The organism is Vibrio sp. 1288, assembly GCF_033344475.1.
The window spans coordinates 99,765-122,748 of record NZ_JAWPOX010000007.1; the positions used below are offsets into that span (position 1 = coordinate 99,765).

The window sequence follows — 22,984 nt, forward strand, 5'->3', positions numbered from 1 at the left end:
CCTGTCACGCAGATGACGATAATAGAAAGGAAGCATAAAGATGGAACGAGAATGCATGGAGTTTGATGTCGTGATCGTGGGGGCCGGACCCGCAGGCTTAAGCGCCGCTTGTCGGCTAGCTCAACTCAACCAAGACAGTGAAGGTGACGCACTTTCAATTTGCGTTGTAGAAAAAGGCTCAGAAGTGGGCGCACATATTTTATCTGGCGCTGTTTTTGAAACTAGTGCCTTAGATGAGCTTTTCCCCAACTGGAAAGAAATGGACGCCCCGCTAGCAGCCTCAGTTCAACGAGATGATTTCCTTTATCTTACTACTGAACAAAACCATATTCGCGTTCCCCACTTCCTTACACCGCGTCCAATGATAAATGGCGAGAATAATTACGTAATTAGCCTTGCCAACCTTTGCCGTTGGCTCGCTAACCAAGCAGAAAATCTTGGGGTGGAAGTTTTTCCGGGCTTTGCCGCTGCAAGCATCAATTATGATCAGACTGGCGCCGTGACAGGCATTAACACGAGCGATATGGGACTAGATAAGAACGGCCAGGCCAAACCTAACTTTGAACCAGGTATCGAGCTAAGGGCAAAATACACCCTTTTTGCTGAAGGTTGTCGCGGACATCTGGGTAAAGAACTTATTCAAAGGTTCGACCTAGACGCAGGAAAGCAACCACAGCACTACGCGCTTGGCCTAAAAGAGGTATGGGAGTTGCCCACTGACAGTAAGGATGTATCTGGCAGTGTTATCCACTCCGCTGGCTGGCCCTTGAGTGAAACAAATACCACAGGCGGCGGTTTTCTCTATCACATGGAGAACAACCAAATCGCCGTGGGGCTTATTGTCGACTTGAATTACAGCAATCCTTACTTGAGCCCGTTTGACGAATTTCAACGCTTTAAACACCATCCTGCTATTGAACCACATTTGAAAGGTGCTCAGCGCATCGCTTACGGCGCAAGAGCCATTGCGAAAGGTGGACTTTCCTCTCTGCCGAGACAGCAATTCCCTGGCGGTTTATTGATTGGTTGTGATGCGGGGACTTTGAACGTTGCTAAAATTAAAGGCAGCCACACAGCAATGAAATCCGGAATCATTGCAGCAGAAGCGGTACATACGGCCCGACAAACTGGAGCTTCTGAGCCAGACTACCAGTCGTTGTTTGAATCATCATGGTTGTATGACGAACTCGCTGAAACGCGTAACTTTGGTGCGAACATTCATAAGTTTGGCAGCATACTGGGCGGTGCTCTTTCGACTTTTGAACACAACCTGTGGCAACCACTGGTTAAGAAGCCGTTACCTTGGTCTATCAAGGACTATTCGCACGATCATGAGCAGTTAAAACCTAAACAAGAGTGCCACCCAATTGCATACCCAAAACCAGATGGTGAAATCAGTTTTGATAAGCCTTCGTCGGTATTTTTGTCGGGAACACAGCACGAAGAGAATCAACCTTGTCACCTTGTTCTGACTTACCCTCACATTCCAATTGATGTGAATTTAGGTATGTATGACGAGCCGAGCCAGCGCTATTGCCCAGCAGGGGTTTACGAAGTGGTGGAAGTTGAGAGTAAGTTGAAGTTTCAGATAAATGCCGCCAACTGCGTGCATTGCAAAACCTGTGACATCAAAGATCCTTCACAAAACATCACATGGAAAGCACCAGAAGGCGGTGGTGGACCGAGCTATCAAAACATGTAGATACGTTAGTATGTTGACGATCTAACAAATGGATAAACAAACCGATTGGCAGAGCCTCATTACTCCTGCCAATCGGCAAAATGATCAAGTAGAAAATCGATAGCCAATCGCGCTCGTAGTGGCAGAAAGTGACGATTCTGATAAACAATCCAGCTGCTGTTGCCACTTCCCCAATAGGGCTCTAGGATTGGCACCAAACGACCAGACGAAATAGCATCGTTGAAACTACTCTTCGGTAAGTACGCCACACCTAATCCTTCTGCACAGGCTTGCAAGACCGTGTGTGCGTTATTGCTCTTCCATCTGCCCTGCACTTTTACGCCATCTAAAGGCTTGCCGTCTTTTTCAAACAACCAAACGTCCTTATTGGCAATAATGCAGCTATGACGCTTGAGTTGCTCTGGGTGCGTTGGTAAACCATGTTCATCGAGATAACGCTGACTGGCTGCCGCTGCCATGGGACGATCCACCAGCTTTCTCGCAACCAAGCCTGAATCACTCAACCTGCCGTAACGAATGGCAAAATCGAAACCATCTTCAATAAAGTTGACCATGCTGGTGTTGAAGTTAATTTCAACCGTGAGATTAGGATGTTGCTTGGCAAACGCCATCAAGGCAGGCGCTACATGGTTCTCAGAAAACGCACCAGCGGCACTCACACGTAACGTACCACTCAATTGAGTTTGCTGCGTGGTGAGTTGCTCATTGGCTTGCTGAAGCCCAATCACCAACTCTTTACACTGTTGATAATACGCTTGCCCCGCTTCCGTTAGACTCACCATTCTTGTCGAACGTGCTAACAAAGCGACACCTAATCGCTCTTCTAGTCTTGTGACTTGGCGACTGACGTGACTGGTACTGCAACCTAACTGTTTTGCCGCTGCAGAAAACCCTAAGCTCTCAGCAACCGTAACAAACTCATTGATGCCTTCAAAACTGTCCATACTTACCTTTGCTATATAGCAATAATGTTTTGCCAATTAATCATATTATCACTTATTTGTTTAGCAATTAGTATGAAGGTGTTCAACAAATATACGTAAGCCAAAAAGGAAACCATCATGAAAAAAGTACTCATCATTGTGACGAACCATGCGACCCTTGGTGAAACTGACCAAGCAAACGGAACTTACGCGCCAGAGCTCACTCATGCGCTTAGCGAGCTACTAGGTGCAGGCTTCGATTACGACATTGCCTCTATCAAAGGCGGGCAAGCACCACTGTACGGAACCGACATCGAAGGCGACGCAGTCAACGAGAAAATCTTAGCGGATGATGATTTCCAGAACCGCATCAACAACACGATTCCAGTATCACAAATCAACGGTGACAACTACGATGCGATCTTCTATCCGGGTGGCTTTGGTCTTCTTTCAGACCTAGCGAGCAACGAAGATTTTGCCAAGATTTCTGCAAAACACTATGAAGATGGCGGTATTGTGGCAGCAGTTTGTCATGGTCCAGGCGCTCTTCTCCCTATCACGCTTAGCAATGGCGAAAAGCTGCTTGCGTCTAAATCAGTAACAGGTTTCACTCGCGAAGAAGAGATCGACTCCGGCACCATCAACGATATCCCATTCCTATTGGAAGAATCTCTTGCACGCAGCGCAGCGCGCTACTCTAAAGTGCAACCATGGCAAGAGTTTGTAATTGTGGATGATCGTGTCATCACAGGTCAAAACCCAACGAGCGCACACGGCGTAGGCAGAGCGATTGTTGAACACCTAGCTTAAACGCGCCGGAAACTACAACCATCCTAGAAGAGGAAAGCGTGCTTTGTCATGCTTTCCCTTGCTACAGGCGATCGCAAGATGCGCTTATACTTCTACCCCTGCTTCATCTTCTTCTACGATATCCGTTTCTTGGTTCGCCTCTTCCAACCATTGCTGTAAAGATTCACTTGCTAGCACCTTTTGTTGGTAAGCTTTGGCACCTTCCGATAACTCGATGCCGTAAGTTTGGAAACGCAATGCCACAGGTGCATACATAGCATCCGCTATCGACCATTCTCCAAATAGCCAACCGTTTGGATGCAGTTCTGCTTGCTCTGCCCAAATGGCGTCAATACGAGCAATATCTTTAAGCGCACCCTTCGTTAAGTCGACTTTTCTGTGTGCGCGGATGTTCATTGGGAGTTCGTTTCTTAAATCAAAGAAACCCGAATGCATTTCTGATGCAATGGCGCGTGCTTTAGCTCGTTCTGTGGAGTTGCTTGGCCAAGCTTTACCTTGTAAATATTGCTCGTTAACGTATTCCAAAATCGCTAATGAATCCCACACGGTTGCGTCACCATCCACCAAGGTAGGTACTTTCGCGGTTGGTGTAATACCTTCCAAGGTCTTATAAAAATCTTCTGTGAATAATTTGAGCTTGGTGACTTCGACATCTAGTTTGAATTGAGAAAAGATCAGCCATGCGCGAAGTGACCAGCTTGAGTAGTTTTGATTAGCAATAAACAGTTTCATGACGCCTCCATGCGGTTCGTGTTTTGAGTACCCATTCACAATATCTGATTGTATTTAAGGGGACTAACGGATAGTTTTGATGGAACACTTCAACAAAAACGATGGATGAGTTTTAGATATGGATATCGATGCGTTACGCAGCTTTCTGGCTTTTGTCGAAACGGGAAGTTTCACTCGTGCAGCCAAGCAGATCAATCGCACCCAATCCGCGTTCAGTGCGCAAATGCGTAAGCTAGAAGACGAACTCAGCGTCAGTTTGTTTGAAAAAGAAGGTCGCAATCTTGTCTTAAGTGAAGCGGGATTAGCACTACGCTCTCACGCAGAGCAATTGGTTAGCTTGCACAATCAAGCACTGAAACAAGTGAAACGTTATGAAGATAAGCGTCCTCTTCGATTAGGTTGCCCCGAGGATTACAACGACAATATCTTGCCTAAAGTCATCCGCGTATTACAGCAATCTGAGCCCACATGTTCGATTCAGGTCTTTAGTGAGCCGAGCATCACCTTGAGAGAAAAACTTGATGAAGGAAAGCTAGACGCCGCTATTGTGACAAGAGCACCGGACAGTGAGGAAGGTTACTGGCTAGCAAGCGACAAAGGCGTGTGGATTGCTCATCCTGATTTTGACATTGAGAACGCCCAACCTCTCCCTCTCGCCCTATTCCAAACCGACTGTAAATACCATGCGGCAGCAGTAGACGGATTAACCAAACGTGGCACTCCTTATCAACTACTGGCATGTTGCAATACGGCTTCTGCACAACGAGCGATTGTACGTTCAGGCATGGCTATCGGTGCGATGGGCAGTATTAGCGTTAGCGAGGATCTTAAGATCTTAGACGATATGCCATCGCTGCCTTCCGTGGATATTGTACTGGTCACGGGCGTCGAGCCTCATCCGATACTGGATAAAGAATGCTTGGCGCAATTGGTTGAGTTAATGGCTTAACCGGATTAGCTAGCCAATCACAAAGTTAAATTGGCCCGTTAACCGCCCGTCGATTCGTATAGTTTCAAACTGCAGATAATCACGGGCTTTGCCACCCCACCATTCATCACCAGTATTGCCTCTTAAGTATAATTGAGTGGTCAGAAGCTCTTTGTTACCCCGCCACAACTTAACGTGAATGTGCGGCGGACGAGAGGCATAAGGCACAGGGTACAAGGTCTGAAACAAGTAGTGACCATCCGATTGAGTTTCTACCGCACCAAAGCCCGCAAAGTGCGCATCAAACTTATCGTTATTTGGTTGCTTAGGATGATCGTAAATCCCCTGCCCATCGCATTGCCAGATTTCTACTTTGATGCCTGAGACAGGGTTTCCCGATGTATCTACTACTCTGCCTTGCAACACGATAGGTTCACCGACCAAGCCTTCTGATTGCAGAATCAAGTTTTGACGAAGAGGAATATCCACTACTGGATAAAATGGCCCTTCTGTTTGTGCTGGCGTCGGCCGCATTGGTGTCGTCGCTTTTAAAGAGGGTGCGAACAACAATGTCCACAGCGCTAAAAAGTGTCTTCTTTCCATGATGCCACCAATGCAATTACGTTGAATTAAGTTTGGTGGAACTTGAGAGATTTGCCATGACGAATATAAAAATGCCCCTGCAAGAGAGTCATTTGCAGAGGCACTGTGGAACTAAATGATGAGTGTTGATCGAAGGATTATGCGGCTTCGAACGCCAGTGCTTTCTTCTCTACCTGACGGAAAATGAGAGTCAGCACACCATTTACCGTTAAATAAAATGCGCCTGCAATACCAAATACCGTCAACGTGTCGTAGGTTTGTGCGTTAATGCGTTGCGCGTAGCCCATCAGATCCATGATCGTAATCGTGCTTGCTAGTGACGTACCTTTGAAGACCAAAATCACTTCGTTCGAGTAAGCCGGAACAGCACGACGAATAGCGTATGGCAGCAGCACTTTTAGTGTTGCGGTTTTGTTCATACCCAGAGCACGAGCCGCTTGCCATTGACCGGAAGGAATCGCGTTAAACGCTCCTTTGAACAACTGAGTGCTGTATGCAGCGGTATTGAGTGCTAGCGCTAACATCGCACAGAACCAAGGTTGGCTTAACCATGTCCAGAATACACTTTCTCTTACGGCATCAAACTGACCCGGACCGTAGTACACCAAGAAGATCTGTACCAGCAAAGGCGTACCTGTGAACAAGGTGATGATGCCACGACTTACCCAATGCAAACCCGGAGTACGTAGGATCAGAGTCAGCGTCATCATCAGAGCTAAAAGACAGCCCACAACCAAGGAAGCGGCGGTCAATTGGAGGCTAGTGCCTAAGCCATCCAGCATTTGCCAAACGTGTTGTTCGTTCATGCGGTCGCCTCCTGTCCCATGCTCATGCCTTGAATTGAGAACTTCTTATCAATCAGTTTGACGGCACGTTGTGTAATCAAAGTAATGCCTAAGTAAATCGCCGCAGCAGTTGCGTACCATGTAAACGCTTCATGCGTCGCTGCAGATGTTAGCTGCGCTTGTTTCAACAAATCCGTTACGCCAATCAGTGATACAAGCGCGGTGTCTTTCAGCAGAACCAACCATTGGTTCGTTAAACCTGGTAGTGCGTGTCTTACTGCTTGTGGTAAAACAATGCGAACGAAAGCGTGTGCTTGACTGATGCCGAGTGCACTTGCTGCTTCTCTCTGCCCTCTTCTAACGGCTTTTAATGCGCCACGTAGAGTTTGAGAAGCGTAGGAAGCGAAGATCAATGACAACGCCACCACGCCAGACAAGAACGGGCTAACTTCAATAAAGTCGCCGGTGATTAAAAACAGAACCTGCGTCGAACCAAAATAGATGAACAACACGACAAGGATTTCTGGCAAGCCACGTACAATCGTCACAAACGCCGTCATTGGCCATTTAACGAAAACGCGGCGAGACATTTCACCACTGGCGAATACCACTGCCAGAATCAAACCGACTAAAAGGCTTGTGAAGGCTAGCTGGACAGTCATCCAACTAGCTTGAACAAGCGATAAAGAGTAACCCGTTAGTGCCATATTACTTACCGAAGTACTTGTTGTAGATTACGTCGTATTCGCCGTTCGCTTTCACTGTTTTCAGTGCCGTGTTCAGCTTGTTCACTAGCTCGTCGTTACCTTTATTTACTGCGATACCGAAACCGTTACCGAAGTATTTAGGGTTAGTGACGTGCTCACCCACGTAAGCTAGGTTGTCTTCTTTCTTGAACCATTCTGCTACGACTGCTGTGTCACCGAATACAGAATCAATACGGCCATTTTTCATATCGATGAACGCGTCTTGGTAGCTTGAGTAAGGAACCGCGGTTACGCCCGGCATTTGCTCAATCAGGTAGCTTTGGTGTGTTGAACCGTTTTGAACACCAACACGCTTACCTTCTAGTGCTTTTTGATCAGCCACTTTTTCTTTGATAGAAACAAACGCTGCTGAGTTGTCATAGTATGCATTCGTGAAATTCACTTGCTCCAAACGCGCCTCAGTAATGTCCATTGCAGAGATTGCCGCATCGTAGCGCTTGAATTTTAATGCTGGGATCAGGCTGTCAAAAGATTGGTTGTGGAAGGTGCATTTTGCTTCGATTTCTTTACATAGTGCATTCGCCAGATCCACATCAAAACCTTGGATTTGGTTGTTTTCATCCATGTATTCGAATGGGGCGTACGTCGCTTCCATCGCAAATTTGATCTCTTCTTGTGCTGCTGCATTCGCTGAGACAAGTCCGATTAGTGAAGCTAGTAGAATCTTTTTCATTGCAATACTCCGTGTGTACTTAGTGGGCTGACACTCGCAATGACAGCCGAGCTTATCTGTTAAATAGACTGAACTTTAAAAACGTGATTTAGTGATTTAAGTAGTCAGCAAACTGGGCGGTTTGCGGGTTAGAAAACGAATCATTTGTGCCGTGCTCAACGATGTGTCCTTTTTCTAAATACAGTACGTGGCTAGCGATTTTCTTGGCGAAATCCACTTCGTGCGTCACAACTACTTGTGTAATTCCGGTTTCGCTTAAATCTTTAATAATCTTAACGACTTGGTTAGTAATTTCCGGATCAAGCGCAGCGGTCGGTTCATCAAAAAGCAAGACTTCCGGTTTCATCATCAATGCACGAGCAATCGCCACACGTTGTTGCTGACCACCAGAAAGTTGCATCGGCCATGCATCCGCTTTGTCTGCCAAATGCAGCGTCGCAAGAATTTGCATTGCCTGCTTCTTCGCTTCGTCTTTATCCATGCCAGCGACTTTTACCGGAGCCTCAATCAGGTTCTCCATCACTGTCATATGCGGCCATAGGTTGTACTGTTGGAACACCATGCCCACTTTACGACGAAGCGCTAAACCTTGCTTCTCTTTGATTTCAGTTGAAAAGTCGAATGCGTCATTAGCGATGTTTAACTGGCCGTTATCCGCTCCTTCAAGAAGGTTAAGAACACGTAGTAGAGAGCTCTTCCCTGCACCACTCGGACCGAGTAACACCAGTGTTTCGCCGCTTTCACACTTAAAGCTGACATCGTGAAGCACTTGTGTCTCACCGTAGGATTTATTGATTCCGCTTACCTGAATAGTCATGCTGACATACCGCATTAATTGTCACTTGGCATTTATATTACTCAAAAGGATTTTTTATGCAATAAAAATGTATAAAAATTAATTTTGTTAAATTTTTGTATGATAAGCAATCAATACAACAGAGAATATGACTGGTTTAATCAGTTGGTTTTAACTGAAATTGTTGATGAAAATCCAACAATATGATGGCAATCGAAACAAGGTTAAAATTCTGGTTACTTTTGTGCTTGTGTAGACGGAATTTTGAGTCTTTGAACGTACTACACCCGACGCAGACCTTCTCATTTTTGCCGGGCTTCCCCCCTCGATTTCCGGTAAAGCCTTCTATCGGCGGGTTCCTGATTAGGACTTTGTGAATGGACTATAATTTCTCTTTGTATTCTGGCCCTTAATTCGAGTCATCTAAGTATGAGTGAGATAACCCCATGTTGAAGTCGCATTGTTTTTCTCTCATTGCACTTGCTTCTCTGAGCTTACTTTCTATACCCAGCGTTTGGAGTAGAACAGCAATCGTGTTACCTGGATTGCATGAACAGGGTATTGATCTTCAAGATAAGCCTATCTCTGCTGTGGCTACACGTGAATGGGAACTGGATCATGCTGATATCGTGTTTGGAGCTTACAAAGATAAGAGTGATAACGAGCGTGTAAAAGCGCTTGGTTACATGTACAACCAAAAGCTGGAACTTAACTCAGGTTGGCTGGAAAACGATATACGTAACCAAGCAGAACTGAATGGAATTGACTACGAAGATTTCTTTCTCCACTTTTCTGAAGACACTATCCTAGCTGAAGTCGACTCAAGCCATGGCGAGAATACTCTACTCAATCGAAAACCGATGATCGTTGGCTATACCGCCAGCGCTAACCACGCCGGTTTTTGGCTATATCAACCACCGCCATGGGATGCTGATGTATTTGGTCAGGCGAATAATGGTGGAGCCCTCTATGTCTATCACTCAGAGAAGTTCGACCGCTTAGCCTTTACGTTCTCTCAGTTTGCTCAAGGCGGCAGCTTCACGATTGAATACCCTTCTGCCATCGACTCGTTTGGTCAGGTAACTGAATGGAAACGCTTCGCGATTAAAAAAGACAAAACTGAGAACATGACTAAAAACCAAACGGTCAACTGGTCTGTCCCTTCGGATTGGGTTCGCGCTACAACGCATGATGGTAGCGGAAAAACTTATGGTGGCGGTCAGAACTTTGGCTCCACCTTTTTACGCGACGGCGGCCGCCTTTACGTTGCGAAAATTACTTGGCATGACGACAACATAGAAAACCGCCCACGTCTCGAAAACATTCAACTCAAAGATAGCTTCCCTGCCGTCAATATCTCAGGAGCACCAACGGAGACACCTGAAGGTCAAACCATTCAACGCTGGCGTAAAATTCGTGGCTTCGACAAATCTGCAGATCGAAACCAAGACAATTATCTTTCTTGGCATGAATACAAAAACCGTTCGAATAAGAATGCAACCGCACGATTTCGTTGGGAGTCACGCGTTATTCCATTTGGTCGTATGTGGAATCAAACCTCTTCTTGGGCATTGACCAATCTCGGCAATCCCTTTTTTGCCAATACGATGCGCCACTCTTACCAAGCTGAATGGGCGAAACAAGGTTTAAATGGTGCGTACAACGACGATACGAATAAGTTACTCGGTGCAAATCAGTTCTACATATATTCCGGAGGCACAGTGGATGAACTTGGTTTGGTGGCGGGTAGCCAAGCTGCTGACGATGCTTACAAAGCGCAATTCTCGGCGTTCTTGAATAAACTGGCAACGCTGGATGAAGATGCGTTAATTGGCCTCAACATAGGTACGGCAAACTTATTCGGTCGTAATGGGCAAAACCACTTGGTTAACGCTGGCTCCTTGTACTTGCGCGAGCACTACCTTTTCCCTGCTACTGGCTTTAGTGGCTATGCTGGCTTGGCTAAGTTTTGGGATAACTCTGCACTCGCCAAAGCGGGTCAGAAAGTGATTTATCAAGCGACCACGCGTTATGGTCGAGTTCAATACTTTGGTAACACAGAAAACAATTGGAAACAGGACCAATACTCTGCACTAGCGGTGTTCTACTTAAACTATCACCCTGAGCGCATTTACTTTAATCAGTGGAACAATGGCTACTTATATGGAAGTAATAACACAACAAGTGACAACTTCTGGAAGGCAGGCGTACCAAAGAATATTGCTTATCAACCTAGCGCCTTGCTTGCCATCGATTTAGGTATGCCAACCAATCAAATCCCAGATGGGTATCAGGCGACTCCGCTAATGATGTCCACCAGCACGCCCTATTCCGCCGATTACACGGTGATTGGAGATGCTTCTATGAGCAAAGTGGCTCATCCTGACTTGCCTAATGGCGCTATCGATTTGTTACCAACCCATACGTACTTTGCGTATCACTCAGACGATACGGTGGTGGTGCATGGCCCTACAGAGATGGTGTTAGCCCGCGAATTCACCAAAGGCCGAGTGCTGTATCGGACTGATTTCTTTGGCAAAAATATCGATTACTTCTCCTCACCGAAGATAACTATCGCACTTCCAGAGCCTATGCGACCTGTAGATCAAGACGGTAACATCGGCGACTATGTTTCTCATATTGAGATTGGCGGCTACGAAGGAGTGTTCTTGCTGTATTAACGCCCTTTAAACCCCTCTCACCAAACGCTTCATAAATCGCCGTTTTTATGCTCAACGTCACTGAAAAAAACTTGTTCACTGAATCTTTATAAACCGATGTATATACTGAAGTAAATGACAACGACAAGGAAATTCAGTCACATGAAGACGACACCTTCAATGCTCTCTGTTATGCTGCTCTCAGCATTATCAACTCATGCAAATGCGGATGAATGTGGAAAAATAACCATCGCGGATATGAATTGGAATTCGGCCAGCTTAATGGCGCACATCGACCAATTTGTCTTAAATGAAGGCTACCAGTGCGATGCGGAATTGATCCCTGGTGATAGCGTTCCTACGGGCACCTCTATGATTGAAAAGGGGCAGCCTGACGTTGCGCCAGAGTTATGGACAAACGGCATTAAAGAAGCACTTGATAAAGGAATTGCGGATAAACGCTTGCGCATCGCTAGTGAATCGCTTGTCAATGGTGGTGAAGAAGGGTTTTGGGTTCCCGCCTATCTGGTAAAACAGTATCCAGAACTCGCGACGATAGAAGGCGTCATCAAGCACGCCAAACTATTTGAACACCCAGAAGATGATGACAAGTTCGCGTTTTATAGCTGCCCTGCTGGTTGGACATGCCAAATCACCTCCGGTCACTTGTTTAATGCATTAGGGTTAAGTGAGCACGGCTTTGAGATGGTTGACCCAGGCTCTGGCGCTGCACTAGCTGGTACCATCGCCAAAGCCTATGATCGCAAAATGCCTTGGTTTGGTTACTACTGGTCACCAACACCCGTATTGGGCAAGTATGATATGGTCAAAGTGGATTTTGGTAGCGGAACGGATCTGGAAGAGTATCGCAACTGTACCACCCAGCCTGATTGTACTTCTCCCAAAGTAACAATGTACCCACCTTCTCCAGTTCGCACAGTAACAACTGAGGCATTTGCGAACAAAGAACCCCAAGCATTCGCGTACTTGCAGAAACGCGGATTTACCAACGAGCAAATGAGTGAAATGCTGGCCTGGATGGAAGATAACTACGCGGACGGTGAAGAAGCGATGTTTTACTTCTTTAATACCTACCCTGACTTGTGGAAAGGCTGGGTATCTGAAGACGTCGCGGTGAGAATCGAAAAAGCGCTTTGATGATTAATACTTCGAGTGCCACAAATCATTTAACCTCCCATACCGTTTGAATAAACGGCATGGGAGGCTAATCAACGACTCGTTAATACATGGTGTGACCATTCAATGTTTCTTTGGGTATCTCTTGCAGAGCGTCCCAATGTTCAACGATCTTCCCATTGTGATCAAAACGAAAGAAATCCATCGTCACGTATTCAATATCATTAGGCCATGTTTGGTGAGTGTGTAGTGCCACCAAATTCCCTTCAGCAATGGCTCGCACAAACGTAATATCTTTATCGGGATACTCATTTTGCATCCGCTCAAAATACTCGATAAAAGCCTCGGGGCCATTTCCAACTAATGGATTGTGCTGGATGTACTCATCACCTACGTAGTCTTCAACTGCCTTTCTTGGGTTACCTCTATAGGCGGTTTCGTAAAACGCAATGGCATTTCTTTTATTCTCTTGCAGATCCATTTTTCTTACCTGTGTTGCTCCATCTTGCGGATAACGGTAATCATAGTCTTTGAACTTCAGAAGTGACTGAACATCGCGCACAAAAAAGGCCGCTAAACAGCAGCCTTCATCACTTCTACTTGGAATCATCGCCTTTCATAGCTTAAACCACACCACCAGCACCGAGCATAGAACGCTCACTGTTCTCCACCAGCAACGCGGTTGCGGTTTGTTTCAGTGTTTCCCATTCTTGGTCTTCGACAAAGATACCATTTTGCCAAGAAGCTTGTTGCGTACGGCTTAACTCATCGCCTTCAATGTGGGTGGTATATCCTTGTGCACTTTTCTCGATATCGAAATCGTTCACGGAGAGCTCGATAACCATACTATGCAAATCCGTATCATGCCCATCAAACTGATCCGAGAAAAAGACTTCTGGCGCGATTCGTCCACGGTTTAACACATAAAGCGTTCGCTTGGGACTAGAGCCATTGACCCATTGTGCACGGCACGCAATGCCTTTTGCAGAGAGCTTCAACAACTCACTAAAACCTAGCCAACGGTTATGACACTGTTTCAACGTAACGGTAATCGACTTACGGTTGATCATTTTCTCGAGCGCGAAATCCAACACCGCGGGTAAATGACACGCTACACTCCCGTTGTGCAGTTCTACCTCTATGCTTGACGGCGTACTGTTGGTCACCGATACGGCGCAGTCTGAATCTAACCCAAGAAACAGACTGGCGTTATTAAAATGACGAACTCCATGTAAGCCAACCATTTGCAAGTCCGCCACCATGTTCGCAATGACATCCGCCTCACCACAGTGACGGCGCATGCCAAGAAATGCCTTATTAACCGCGGCCACCAATTCGTTGTGAGAGACGATCATAATGCAAATCCTCCACTGATTTTTTGATTGTCACTTTGCGCAATTTCGTCACGTGGCGGCATGCTAGGGAAAATCCATGTGTCTGCCAGTTTAGGGTCGTGAATTTCATCTAACAACGGCGCACCTTGGAAGAAAGTTACTCGAACCCAACGATCCGAGCGCGGATCAAACTTAGTCGCGCCAAAGATCGCCAATTTACAGCGCAGTAAGTGCATTGGTAACGCATCTTTACGCAGCACATTCATTTGAATATCCCCCATCGCACGGTTGCCTAGCGTCCATACGCGACGTGTGATCGAACGATAAGCCGGTTTTTGCAATAGAAACTCTGCTACGGACATTTCTACATCACAGTCAAGCAAGGCCTGGTACAAGCGATTCACTTGTCTGCCGATATCAAGCGGCAGTTCTTTTTCTTCTCCAGCCTCTTCCCCGCGAACACCAAGCCTTGGCTCTTCTTTATCTTGTGAGCGATACCAGAACCAGTAGTTGTTCTCGGCTAGTGAGTAATCCGCATCAATCGCCCAGCGGTACTTGCTTTGCAACACTTCCAGTAAATCTTGGATCTTTTTCCCGCCCGGAATAGATAACGTTTCATCCGTATTCATTTGGCTAGCAAATTCATCCACTAAAGATGGGTAGAGTTCGATCAAGCAAGAGGTGAGGATTTCTTGGGCCTCCACACTCATTGTTTTCTTATGCTCGACCAAACTCGCCCAATTCGGATGTGATGCCATTAACGTTGTTAGCTCTGATAGCAGTTGTTTGATGTCTGCTATCGCTTGATGATTGAGCCTGTCTTGATGTTCATTGATGGTGATGACTTGCTCTAAATGACGCTGTGCTTTTTGCAGCAATCCTTGCAAAGGAGCATGGAATGAAGCTTCACATGGCATCGCAAAGACTCGCGCTACCGCACGTTCGCGAGAGGTCATCCATTGGTCAACGATGCACGGGTGATTAATCAAGTATGGAGCCATGCCTAAGCCAGTCGCATTGCCGACACCAAGGTAGCGCTGCAAGCCACGATGCAAAGCCACCGCCTTGTCGCCACCTTGTTGAAGTGCCAGATAGTGCACCCAATCTAGGCTGAATTCACGCAACATATATACGGCACACATTTGCGCACTAAAAGACTGGCTGAAATCTGAGTTGTTCTCTAACAGTTTGAAATCGGCGATACCAAACTTTCCGTTACCATAAACAGCTGTGGTACGCAGGATATAACCCACTTCCGCTAACTCTTTCGGCTCAGGCTGCTCGCCTTGAGAAAGCGCGCTAACAATGTGCTCAAACACGCGCACACTTTTGTTTGCGCGAGCAAGAACAAGTACGTTGTTTGGATTACGTCCCGCTTCTTGCAGCGGTACATTTTCTCGCAATCTTTCCAACAAAGTAACATCAACATCGCCTTGAACCAGTGCAAATGTGACGTCCCACTTTTCAGCAATTACGCGATCATTACGCTCGTCGTCGGCAATTTCATCACAGAATACCACCAAATGATAAACGTGCTCTGGCGTGGTCAATTTGTAAATCACATGACCATAACCACGAGGACAAAGCTGCCACTCATGCTTGGTTACTTGCCAGTTTTGGCTTGCCATATTACGAATCAGACTGCGAACAAAGCTGATTCGGTTTTGGTGCATTGCGCCAAGCCTTTCGGCTGCCATGACAATCGCTGCATCGCGCATAGTTGCTTCCGTATAAGTAGAACGATGTGCATCCATTTTGCTCACCACCTATTTGTTATTGTAAGAATACTAGGGTTTGTGCGGATGCAGGAGGAAAACACCCGCACAAGCTCCACGTTGTTTGAATTAGATAATTGTTATAGCCCTTGCTCTTTCGCCATTTTGATTGCGATTTGCGGCGCATTCCAAAGTGACGGTAACAGAATCAACGAAACCGGAACCGCGGTAATCACAATGAAAGATTGCAGTGCAGAGATGCCACCAGAGCCAAGAGAAATCAGGATCAATGCCGTCACACCCATCATTACTCCCCAGAAGGTACGGATGATCGCATTCGGCTCCGTTTCACCACTGATCACGACACTGATTGTGTAGGTCATTGAGTCGCCCGTCGTGACGATGAAGATCGTGGTTAAAATCAGAAATAGAATTGAAGTCAGCATTGGCATTGGTAGTTGCTGAGTCACCGCAAGCAAAGCACCTGGCAGGTTAAAGCCTTCGAACGCCGCACTCACGCTACCCGGTTCAGCAATTTCAAACGCAAGACCTGAGCCGCCCACAATCGTGAACCAAAAACAGGTGGTTAACGGAGCCACAATACTGATGGTGGAAATAACTTGGCGAATAGTTCGACCACGGGAAATACGCGCAATAAAGATTGCCATCATCGGACCATAACCCAGGAACCAGCCCCAGAAAAATACTGTCCACCAACTTAGCCAACCTTCGTCACCGCGATAAGTCGCCATTGGGATAAAGTTATCCAACATGCTTCCTACACCTTGAATGTATCCGTTAAAGATAAAATTCGTAGGGCCAAAAAACAGGATGTAAACCATCAATGCCATTGCCAGAATCACGTTGTAACGACTAAGCAGTTGCATGCCTCGGCTTAATCCACTGAGTGCTGACAAGGTGTAAAGAGCAATCGCAAACAAGATGATGATAAGCTGAGTGGTAAAGCCATCAGGAATATCAAACAGCGCATTTAACGCGTAGCTAACCTGCAAGCCTAGAAACCCAATTGGCCCGATGGTGCCTGCGGCTACCGCGATAATGCAGCACGCGTCAATCAATGCACCGAGTTGGCCTTTAAGTGCTCGTTCGCCCAAGACTGGGTAAAGCAAAATACGGGGTTTTAGTGGTAAACCTTTGTCGTAATGCAGGTGCATCACCACGATCGAAGTTAAGCTACCTACAATCGCCCAAGCCAGAAAGCCCCAGTGCATAAAGGATTGCGACAACGCATTCACCGCACCTTGCTGCGGGTTATCTTGCGCGCCGTATAAAGGGGGTGGGCTAACATAGTGTGCGATAGGCTCAGCCGCGGCCCAGAAAACGCCACCACCAGCCAATAAGGTACAGAAAATAATCGCCATCCAGCGGAAAGAATCCATTTCTGGTTTTGCAATCCCGCCCAACATCACCTTGCCTGTTCGCCCTGCAGCCAAGCCAAGACCAATAAGAAAAGTGAGAAGCAGCAGTAACTGCCAGTATGGACCAAATACCTGAACTGCCCAGCCAAAGCCAGCGTTAACGATCGTAGATAACAGCTCGCCGTCATAAAGTGCAATAGCAACGAACAACGCGATGAAACCACCGCTATACCAAAAGGCCGGGTTATTCAGTCCTAATTTGTCCGTCGTGTTTTCTGTTGTTGATGTGTTGTGTTTTGCTTTCGACTTGCCCGATGACACGTTCATCGTGGAAGCTTTCATGCTATTGGTTAAATCAGACATACTCTGGCTCCAGAGGTTCTTTGCAGCAGCCAAAGACTGGCTACAAATGTGAGTTTTACGCCTGCCGTATTGTTATTATGTGGGCAGGCGGTTCCTACTTTGGGGAATGCTATGAAATAGGCTCTAATCCTTCTTTAAGGAAGTTGAACCAGTTTTCACCCAATATTTTTCCAGCCTCAGATTCACTGAATCCGTGACCCATTAATCCGTTGTAGATGTTCTCCATCCCTGCGCTGCCGCAGAACCATGGCAGCGCATCTGGCCATCCCGAGTTACTTGCTGAACCTTCGCCGTAATCCATCGCTTTTGACCAACGACCGTTGCGCATCCACTCCAACACTTGTTGCGGCTGATTTAGGCACAAATCGCTACCGATACCTAAATGGTCGACGCCAAACATGTCTGCGGTTTTCGCTACCATCTGGCAGAAATCATCCAGCGTGCACTGGCTGCCATTTGGCAAATGGAATGGATATAAACTGAATCCAATCAAACCACCGCGCTCCGTCAGTGCTTTGATCACGGTGTTGGATTTGTTGCGCAGTGCGTCATGCGCAAACGTCGGGTTAGCATGGCTGATACAAATTGGACGCGAAGAGAGCTCGATAGCTTCCAACGTCGAACGCTCCGCGCTGTGGGACATATCAATGATCATCCCGACTCGGTTCATCTCTTCAATCGCTTGCTTACCAAAGCGAGTTACGCCGGAATCGTTTTGTTCGTAACAACCTGTCGCCAGTAAGCTTTGGTTGTTGTAGGTCAGTTGCATGATCAGCAGACCTTGGCGGCGCATCACTTCAATCAGACCAATTTCATCATCGATAGGTGAGCAATTTTGCGCGCCGAAGAAGATGCCGACTTTGCCTTCTGCTTTGGCTTTTTCTACATCTGCCATTGAATAAATAGGCATGATGAGGTCCGCATTTTGCTCGAAGCGCAAGTTCCATTCAGCAAAACGCGTTAAGGTTTCGCGCGCAGTTTCGTGGTAGACGATAGTGGCATGAACGGCGGTAATGCCACTCGCCTTAAGCGTTTGGAAATACTCTCGATCCCAATTGCAGTACTGCAATCCGTCAATCACAATCCGTTGTTGGTACATAACCACTCCTTAAACAATTTCTTAGCCTTTCAGTGCGGGTAACTGACACCATCAGTTACCCTGCCGATCTTAGTAAGGACGCTGATAAGCGGTTTTCACTACGGTGTAGAACTCTTTGGCGTACTGACCTTGCTCACGAGGACCAAAGCTAGATTCTTTACGACCACCAAATGGAACGTGATAATCTGTACCCGCAGTTGGCAAGTTAACCATGACGCAGCCCGTTTGGACTTGCTGTTTGAAGATCGCGCTATTACGCAAGCTTTGCGTGATAATGCCGCCTGTCAGGCCAAAGCGCGTATCGTTCGCGACTGCAATTGCCTCATCCAGATCAGAAACGCGAATCACGCTCGCCATTGGCGCAAAGACTTCTTCTTGGTTCACTTCCCAGCCATTCTGTGTATTTAAAAACAGAGTTGGTGACATGTAGTAACCGTCATGCTCTAGGCTCAGACGCTCACCACCGAAAGCCAACTCCGCGCCTGCTTGGCGTGCGCTTTCGATCCACTCAAAGTTCGCATTCAGCTGGTTACCATCAACCACAGGGCCCATGAACACGCCCTCTTCCAGTGCGTGACCCACTTTAAGTTCGCTCATGCGTTTGATTAGCGCTTCAACATACGCGTCGTGAATTCCGTCCATAACCACAAGACGAGAAGACGCGGTGCACTTTTGACCTGCACCCGAGAATGAGCCTGCGATTGTCGCTTCGACAGCAATCTGAATATCTGCATCATCTGCCACTACGAGCGCATTTTTGCTACCCATCTCTAGCTGACAACGCACAAAATTTGGTGCGGTTGCCGCTGCAACTTTACGGCCAGTGTCCACAGAACCAGTGAAGCTCACGCCGTTCACTTCCTTCGAATTGATAAGGGTATTACCGACTTGCGAACCGCTACCCAAAACGAGGTTAAACGTGCCGGCAGGTAAACCTTGGCGATGGATAATCTCTGTCAGCGCGACGGCACTTGCTGGGGTTAGGTTGGCAGGCTTCCAGACGACGCTGTTGCCAAACGCAAGTGCTGGCGCGATTTTCCAAGCCGCTGTTGCTGTTGGGAAGTTCCAAGGAGAGATAATGGCGATAACGCCGACGGCTTCGCGAGTAACTTCAACGGAGACACCTGGACGGACGGAAGCAGCGTTATCGCCAATTTGACGCAGTACCTCAGCAGCAAAGTATTGGAAGAATTGGCCAGCACGGTAAATCTCACCTCGACCTTCAGCAAATGGCTTACCTTCTTCACGCGAAAGCAAGGTGCCCAATTCGTCACATCGTGCAATGAGCTCATCACCAATCGCTTGTAACACTGCTTGTTTGCGCTCGATTGGTGTTTTTTCCCACTCTGGCTGCGCTGATTTAGCCGCTTGAATCGCTTGCTCTACTTGCGACACACTCGCTTGTGCAAAATCACCAATGTTTTCGCTGATATCAGAAGGGTTAATATTGGCGATGGTGTCCATGCCCGATTGCCACTCACCCGCTATATAGAGGGATTTTTCTGCTTGAACATTGTTAATAAAAGTCATGGTTCTTTCCTTGTTCTTCCGATTTGTGATGGCAAGCCACCCACTCACTGATCTCTAATTGTTCTTATTGGATTTATTCTGGTTGGCTTGCCGACGCGTAGACGACAAACTCCACCAACATCTCTTCTCGCGCTAACCCTGCAACCACCATGGCGGCACGATTTGGGTACGGCGCTTCAAAATATTCCGCGTACACTTGGTTAACGGTCTTTAAGTATTCTCTGTCGGTCACATAAATCAGGACCTGCAACACCGAGTCCAAAGACTCCCCTGCACACTCCAGGGTGTGAATGAGATTGTTAAAGGTTTGACGTGTTTGTGCTTCGATACCGCCTTCCACAACCGCGCCTGTGTCATCAATAGGAATTTGAGCCGTATACAGGGTTCCGTTGTTGACTATCGCCCATTCAAGCGGCGCTTTAGAAGCAAATAGACTGGTTTTAACTGGGTGTTTTTTAGTAGGAGTATTCACGTGCCTTTCAACCTTTGTAACAGCTTTGTTTCAATATGGTTAAATGATGCACATTGACAGGCGATAAATCTAACGGTAAATTTTTGACATTTGATAAATTAAACTTATCACTCTGTTTAAAATAACGTAAATAAAGGGATTAAGAGGCATTAGGGATGAGTATTAAGCTTCAACAATTAATGCATTTTGTGATGGTAGTCGAGGAAGGAGGCTTTCGAGCCGCTTCACATCGTGCAAATCGTTCTCAGGCGGCACTGTCAACATCGATAAAAGAGCTTGAAAAAATTCTAGGGCAAACGCTGTTTGAACCCGGAAACAAAACCAAATTGACCCCGTTTGGTGAAATTTGTCTGCCCAAAGTGGTTCAGTTTCTCAATATCTACAGTGCACTAGACAACGATCTCAAAGCAGCCGCTGCCGGACAGCAAGGGAGAGTGCGAATTGCGAGCGTTCCTTCTGTTGCAGCGAAGCTCATCCCTAGCGTGTTGGGTGCCTTTTGCGAACAGTATCCAAATGTAGAAGTAAGCTTGATAGACGATAATGCCGCTGGCGTCGAGGCTCGCCTACTCTCCGGTGAGGTCGACTTAGCGCTCGGTAACCCCTCTCACCTCGATGAGGGCGGCATTGACTTTACGCCACTGTTAGCCGATCCAATAGGCGTGGTATGTTTAAAGGATAACCCTATTGCGAGTCATCCAGAAGGAATCGAGTGGCAAACTTTGTTGGAACAACCCTTTATCCGTAACGGCACTTGTACACTTCTCGATCCAACCCCAGCAAGAGCTCTGAGTCAGCAAGCGCTCTATTCGGTCGAAAATATTACTTCGCTGTTTTCTGTCTTAGAACTTGGGATTGGTGTCACGACCCTACCGAAGCTTGCTTTCCCAACCAATGAAACACGCTTGGTTTGGATTCCGCTTATCGATCCACCACTTGAAAGGCAAATTGGTATATTTACGTTAACCGATCGCACGATCTCGCCTCAAGCTAAAGCATTTCACGATCTTTGTGTGCATTATTTAAACTATCAAAAAGAAGATAAATAATGGTTCGATTAACATGCGGATAATTAAAAGCCTCCATATTCAGAGTGGAGGCTAATTTGTATTTGTGTATTCGCTTCGTTCTATTTTTTGCGACGATTTCGGTTCTTATACACCACGCAAAAGTTACCGCGCTTGGTACGACACTTTGAGCAACGTTCGCAATCTACTGGTGCGCGATTGCCTTCTTTCCAACGTTTGATCAACTGTGGCTCAGCCAATAAAGGGCGTGACACAGCAAAAAATTGGATACCTGTGTTTTCTGCAATTTTCTCAATCGCATCAATGTCGCTCAGCCCGCCGACAGTAATCACCGGTATGCTAACGTCCTGACTGATCACGTGACCATATTCGTGAAAGTAACCTTCTTCTTGTAGTGTGTAACCATCGAACGTTTGACCAACAAGTTCGTTTGCTTTGCCGTGAACATTGCCAGATACGATGATCGCATCAACGCCTACTTCTTCAAGTTTCTTACAGACGACGCGAGTTTCATCGAACGTTAAACCGCCGTCAAAGAACTCTGTTGCCGTCAGTTTAACGAGGATGGGAAATTCGCTTCCAACCAGCTTTCTGGTTTCAGAATAAATTTCTAAAAGAAAGCGCATGCGATTTTCTAAGTCACCACCATATTCGTCTTCGCGACGATTATAGTACGGGCTTAAAAACTGGTTAATTAAATAAGTGTGCGCCGCATGAATCTCTACGCCGTCAAAACCAGCGTCTTTAGCACGTTTACTCGCCAATGCGAATGCCTTTACGATGTAGTCTATTTCGTCCTTTGTCATCGCTTTGCCTTGCGTATTTGTACCACGCTCAGGCACGTCACTCGGAGCGAAGATGACACGCTCACCGACGTTATGGGTGGTTTTGGTGCCACCGTAAGCAATTTGCATCACGATTTTAGAATCTTGTTGATGTACTAGCTCTGTTAGCTTTTTGTATTCTTCAATAAAAGAGTCGTTGTAGATCCCCATCATACCTGCGTTGGGTTTCTCTTCTTCAACGATATTGGCATAACCCGTGACAATAAGCCCAACTTCCCCTTTCGCAAGCGTTTCGTAAATATCGTAAAGCTTTGCCGTCATGTGACCATCTTCGGTCGCCAGGTTCTCCCACGTTGCGCTTCGCACAAAACGGTTCTTTAGGGTCATGTTGCCAATGCGGGCTTCGGAAAACAAAATGCTCAAAACCAGTCCTCTTAAAGTTGTCTTTATGTTTTATCTTTTCGCAAGTAAACAAGAACGAAAAAGGAACAGCGATACACGATGTATGGCTGTTCCTTCTCTGAATCCTTGAGACCTGCAAACTACAGGCGCACCTTAATGCCTCGGAGACGATAAAACTTTAATCTGGGTTAAGGTTTAGTGAGTTTTTAGATTATGTAAATGGATGATTCTTAATCGTGTTCATTTCACTGGAGTTAAGATGCTTCGTCACCCACTTTCAGTCGTAAAGCTTTTGTATTTCGCTAGCTGGTGATTCAACTCAAACATTCACATTGTTAGTTTGTATGCTGCTATCGGAACTAGC

General features: G+C 46.6%; 21 protein-coding genes. 6 read left to right on the forward strand and 15 right to left on the reverse strand.

The window, feature by feature from the left end; genetic code table 11:
• The first annotated feature begins 40 nt into the window (after positions 1–40).
• The gene (locus R8O11_RS07520; protein WP_318194052.1) at positions 41–1,702 is read left to right on the forward strand and encodes an electron transfer flavoprotein-ubiquinone oxidoreductase; all 1,662 of its coding nucleotides are present in this window, start codon (positions 41–43) and stop codon (positions 1,700–1,702) included.
• Between the two features lie 59 nt (positions 1,703–1,761).
• Here the strand turns inward: R8O11_RS07520 and R8O11_RS07525 are convergent, their stop codons facing one another.
• On the reverse strand, positions 1,762–2,646 hold the full coding sequence (locus tag R8O11_RS07525; protein ID WP_005388553.1) for a LysR family transcriptional regulator: 885 nt from the start codon (positions 2,644–2,646) through the stop codon (positions 1,762–1,764).
• Between the two features lie 117 nt (positions 2,647–2,763).
• Here R8O11_RS07525 and R8O11_RS07530 point away from each other — a divergent pair, with 117 nt between their 5' ends.
• Positions 2,764–3,435, forward strand: coding sequence for a type 1 glutamine amidotransferase domain-containing protein (locus R8O11_RS07530; RefSeq protein ID WP_318194053.1), 672 nt, complete (start codon positions 2,764–2,766; stop codon positions 3,433–3,435).
• A gap of 84 nt (positions 3,436–3,519) precedes the next feature.
• Here the strand turns inward: R8O11_RS07530 and R8O11_RS07535 are convergent, their stop codons facing one another.
• Entirely contained in the window at positions 3,520–4,167 is a 648-nt protein-coding gene (locus R8O11_RS07535) for a glutathione S-transferase family protein (RefSeq protein WP_158155262.1), read from the reverse strand.
• Between the two features lie 118 nt (positions 4,168–4,285).
• Between R8O11_RS07535 and R8O11_RS07540 the strand changes: the two genes are divergently transcribed.
• A complete protein-coding gene (locus R8O11_RS07540) occupies positions 4,286–5,116 on the forward strand; it encodes a LysR family transcriptional regulator (protein WP_054576774.1) in 831 nt (276 codons plus the stop codon).
• 9 nt (positions 5,117–5,125) lie between these two features.
• Here the strand turns inward: R8O11_RS07540 and R8O11_RS07545 are convergent, their stop codons facing one another.
• The 5 genes from R8O11_RS07545 to artP form a co-directional block, all read right to left on the reverse strand.
• Entirely contained in the window at positions 5,126–5,698 is a 573-nt protein-coding gene (locus R8O11_RS07545) for a protocatechuate 3,4-dioxygenase (protein ID WP_054576775.1), read from the reverse strand.
• A 137-nt stretch (positions 5,699–5,835) separates the two neighbouring features.
• Positions 5,836–6,504 carry an arginine ABC transporter permease ArtM gene (artM, locus tag R8O11_RS07550; protein ID WP_318194054.1) on the reverse strand — a complete coding sequence of 223 codons (669 nt, stop codon included), beginning with the start codon at positions 6,502–6,504 and terminating at the stop codon, positions 5,836–5,838.
• Entirely contained in the window at positions 6,501–7,190 is a 690-nt protein-coding gene (artQ, locus tag R8O11_RS07555) for an arginine ABC transporter permease ArtQ (RefSeq protein ID WP_318194055.1), read from the reverse strand. Before artQ ends, artM begins: the two co-directional genes overlap by 4 nt.
• A 1-nt stretch (position 7,191) precedes the next feature.
• Positions 7,192–7,923: an arginine ABC transporter substrate-binding protein gene (locus R8O11_RS07560; protein WP_085568965.1), complete on the reverse strand. Its 732-nt coding sequence runs from the start codon at positions 7,921–7,923 to the stop codon at positions 7,192–7,194.
• Between the two features lie 88 nt (positions 7,924–8,011).
• The gene (gene artP / locus R8O11_RS07565) at positions 8,012–8,740 is read right to left on the reverse strand and encodes an arginine ABC transporter ATP-binding protein ArtP (protein ID WP_284143208.1); all 729 of its coding nucleotides are present in this window, start codon (positions 8,738–8,740) and stop codon (positions 8,012–8,014) included.
• Positions 8,741–9,165: 425 nt separating this feature from the next.
• On the opposite strand from artP, the gene R8O11_RS07570 reads away from it, so the two are divergent.
• Together R8O11_RS07570 and R8O11_RS07575 are read left to right on the forward strand one after the other, a co-directional pair.
• Positions 9,166–11,400 carry a hypothetical protein gene (locus tag R8O11_RS07570; protein ID WP_318194056.1) on the forward strand — a complete coding sequence of 745 codons (2,235 nt, stop codon included), beginning with the start codon at positions 9,166–9,168 and terminating at the stop codon, positions 11,398–11,400.
• 141 nt (positions 11,401–11,541) lie between these two features.
• On the forward strand, positions 11,542–12,537 hold the full coding sequence (locus tag R8O11_RS07575; protein ID WP_017821206.1) for an ABC transporter substrate-binding protein: 996 nt from the start codon (positions 11,542–11,544) through the stop codon (positions 12,535–12,537).
• 82 nt (positions 12,538–12,619) lie between these two features.
• Here the strand turns inward: R8O11_RS07575 and R8O11_RS07580 are convergent, their stop codons facing one another.
• The 7 genes from R8O11_RS07580 to R8O11_RS07610 all read right to left on the reverse strand — a co-directional run bounded on the left by R8O11_RS07580 (position 12,620) and on the right by R8O11_RS07610 (position 20,408).
• Complete coding sequence (locus tag R8O11_RS07580; protein ID WP_031777276.1) at positions 12,620–12,997, reverse strand: nuclear transport factor 2 family protein; 378 nt, start codon at positions 12,995–12,997, stop codon at positions 12,620–12,622.
• Positions 12,998–13,139: 142 nt separating this feature from the next.
• Positions 13,140–13,871 (reverse strand): DUF3726 domain-containing protein, encoded by a 732-nt coding sequence (locus R8O11_RS07585; RefSeq protein ID WP_017821204.1) that lies wholly within the window; start codon positions 13,869–13,871, stop codon positions 13,140–13,142.
• Positions 13,868–15,604 (reverse strand): hypothetical protein, encoded by a 1,737-nt coding sequence (locus R8O11_RS07590; RefSeq protein WP_275115260.1) that lies wholly within the window; start codon positions 15,602–15,604, stop codon positions 13,868–13,870. The genes R8O11_RS07585 and R8O11_RS07590 overlap by 4 nt, the downstream gene beginning before the upstream one ends.
• A gap of 101 nt (positions 15,605–15,705) precedes the next feature.
• Positions 15,706–17,307 carry a BCCT family transporter gene (locus tag R8O11_RS07595; RefSeq protein WP_115386696.1) on the reverse strand — a complete coding sequence of 534 codons (1,602 nt, stop codon included), beginning with the start codon at positions 17,305–17,307 and terminating at the stop codon, positions 15,706–15,708.
• Positions 17,308–17,416: 109 nt separating this feature from the next.
• Positions 17,417–18,406: a membrane dipeptidase gene (locus tag R8O11_RS07600; protein WP_053303711.1), complete on the reverse strand. Its 990-nt coding sequence runs from the start codon at positions 18,404–18,406 to the stop codon at positions 17,417–17,419.
• 69 nt (positions 18,407–18,475) lie between these two features.
• Complete coding sequence (locus R8O11_RS07605; RefSeq protein WP_047100933.1) at positions 18,476–19,936, reverse strand: aldehyde dehydrogenase family protein; 1,461 nt, start codon at positions 19,934–19,936, stop codon at positions 18,476–18,478.
• A gap of 73 nt (positions 19,937–20,009) precedes the next feature.
• A complete protein-coding gene (locus R8O11_RS07610) occupies positions 20,010–20,408 on the reverse strand; it encodes a RidA family protein (protein WP_005375789.1) in 399 nt (132 codons plus the stop codon).
• Positions 20,409–20,563: 155 nt separating this feature from the next.
• Here R8O11_RS07610 and R8O11_RS07615 point away from each other — a divergent pair, with 155 nt between their 5' ends.
• Positions 20,564–21,454 (forward strand): LysR family transcriptional regulator, encoded by an 891-nt coding sequence (locus R8O11_RS07615; protein ID WP_005375788.1) that lies wholly within the window; start codon positions 20,564–20,566, stop codon positions 21,452–21,454.
• A gap of 80 nt (positions 21,455–21,534) precedes the next feature.
• Here the strand turns inward: R8O11_RS07615 and R8O11_RS07620 are convergent, their stop codons facing one another.
• Positions 21,535–22,641, reverse strand: a complete 1,107-nt coding sequence (locus R8O11_RS07620) for an NADH:flavin oxidoreductase (RefSeq protein ID WP_318194057.1) — start codon at positions 22,639–22,641, stop codon at positions 21,535–21,537.
• Between the last annotated feature and the right edge of the window lie 343 nt (positions 22,642–22,984).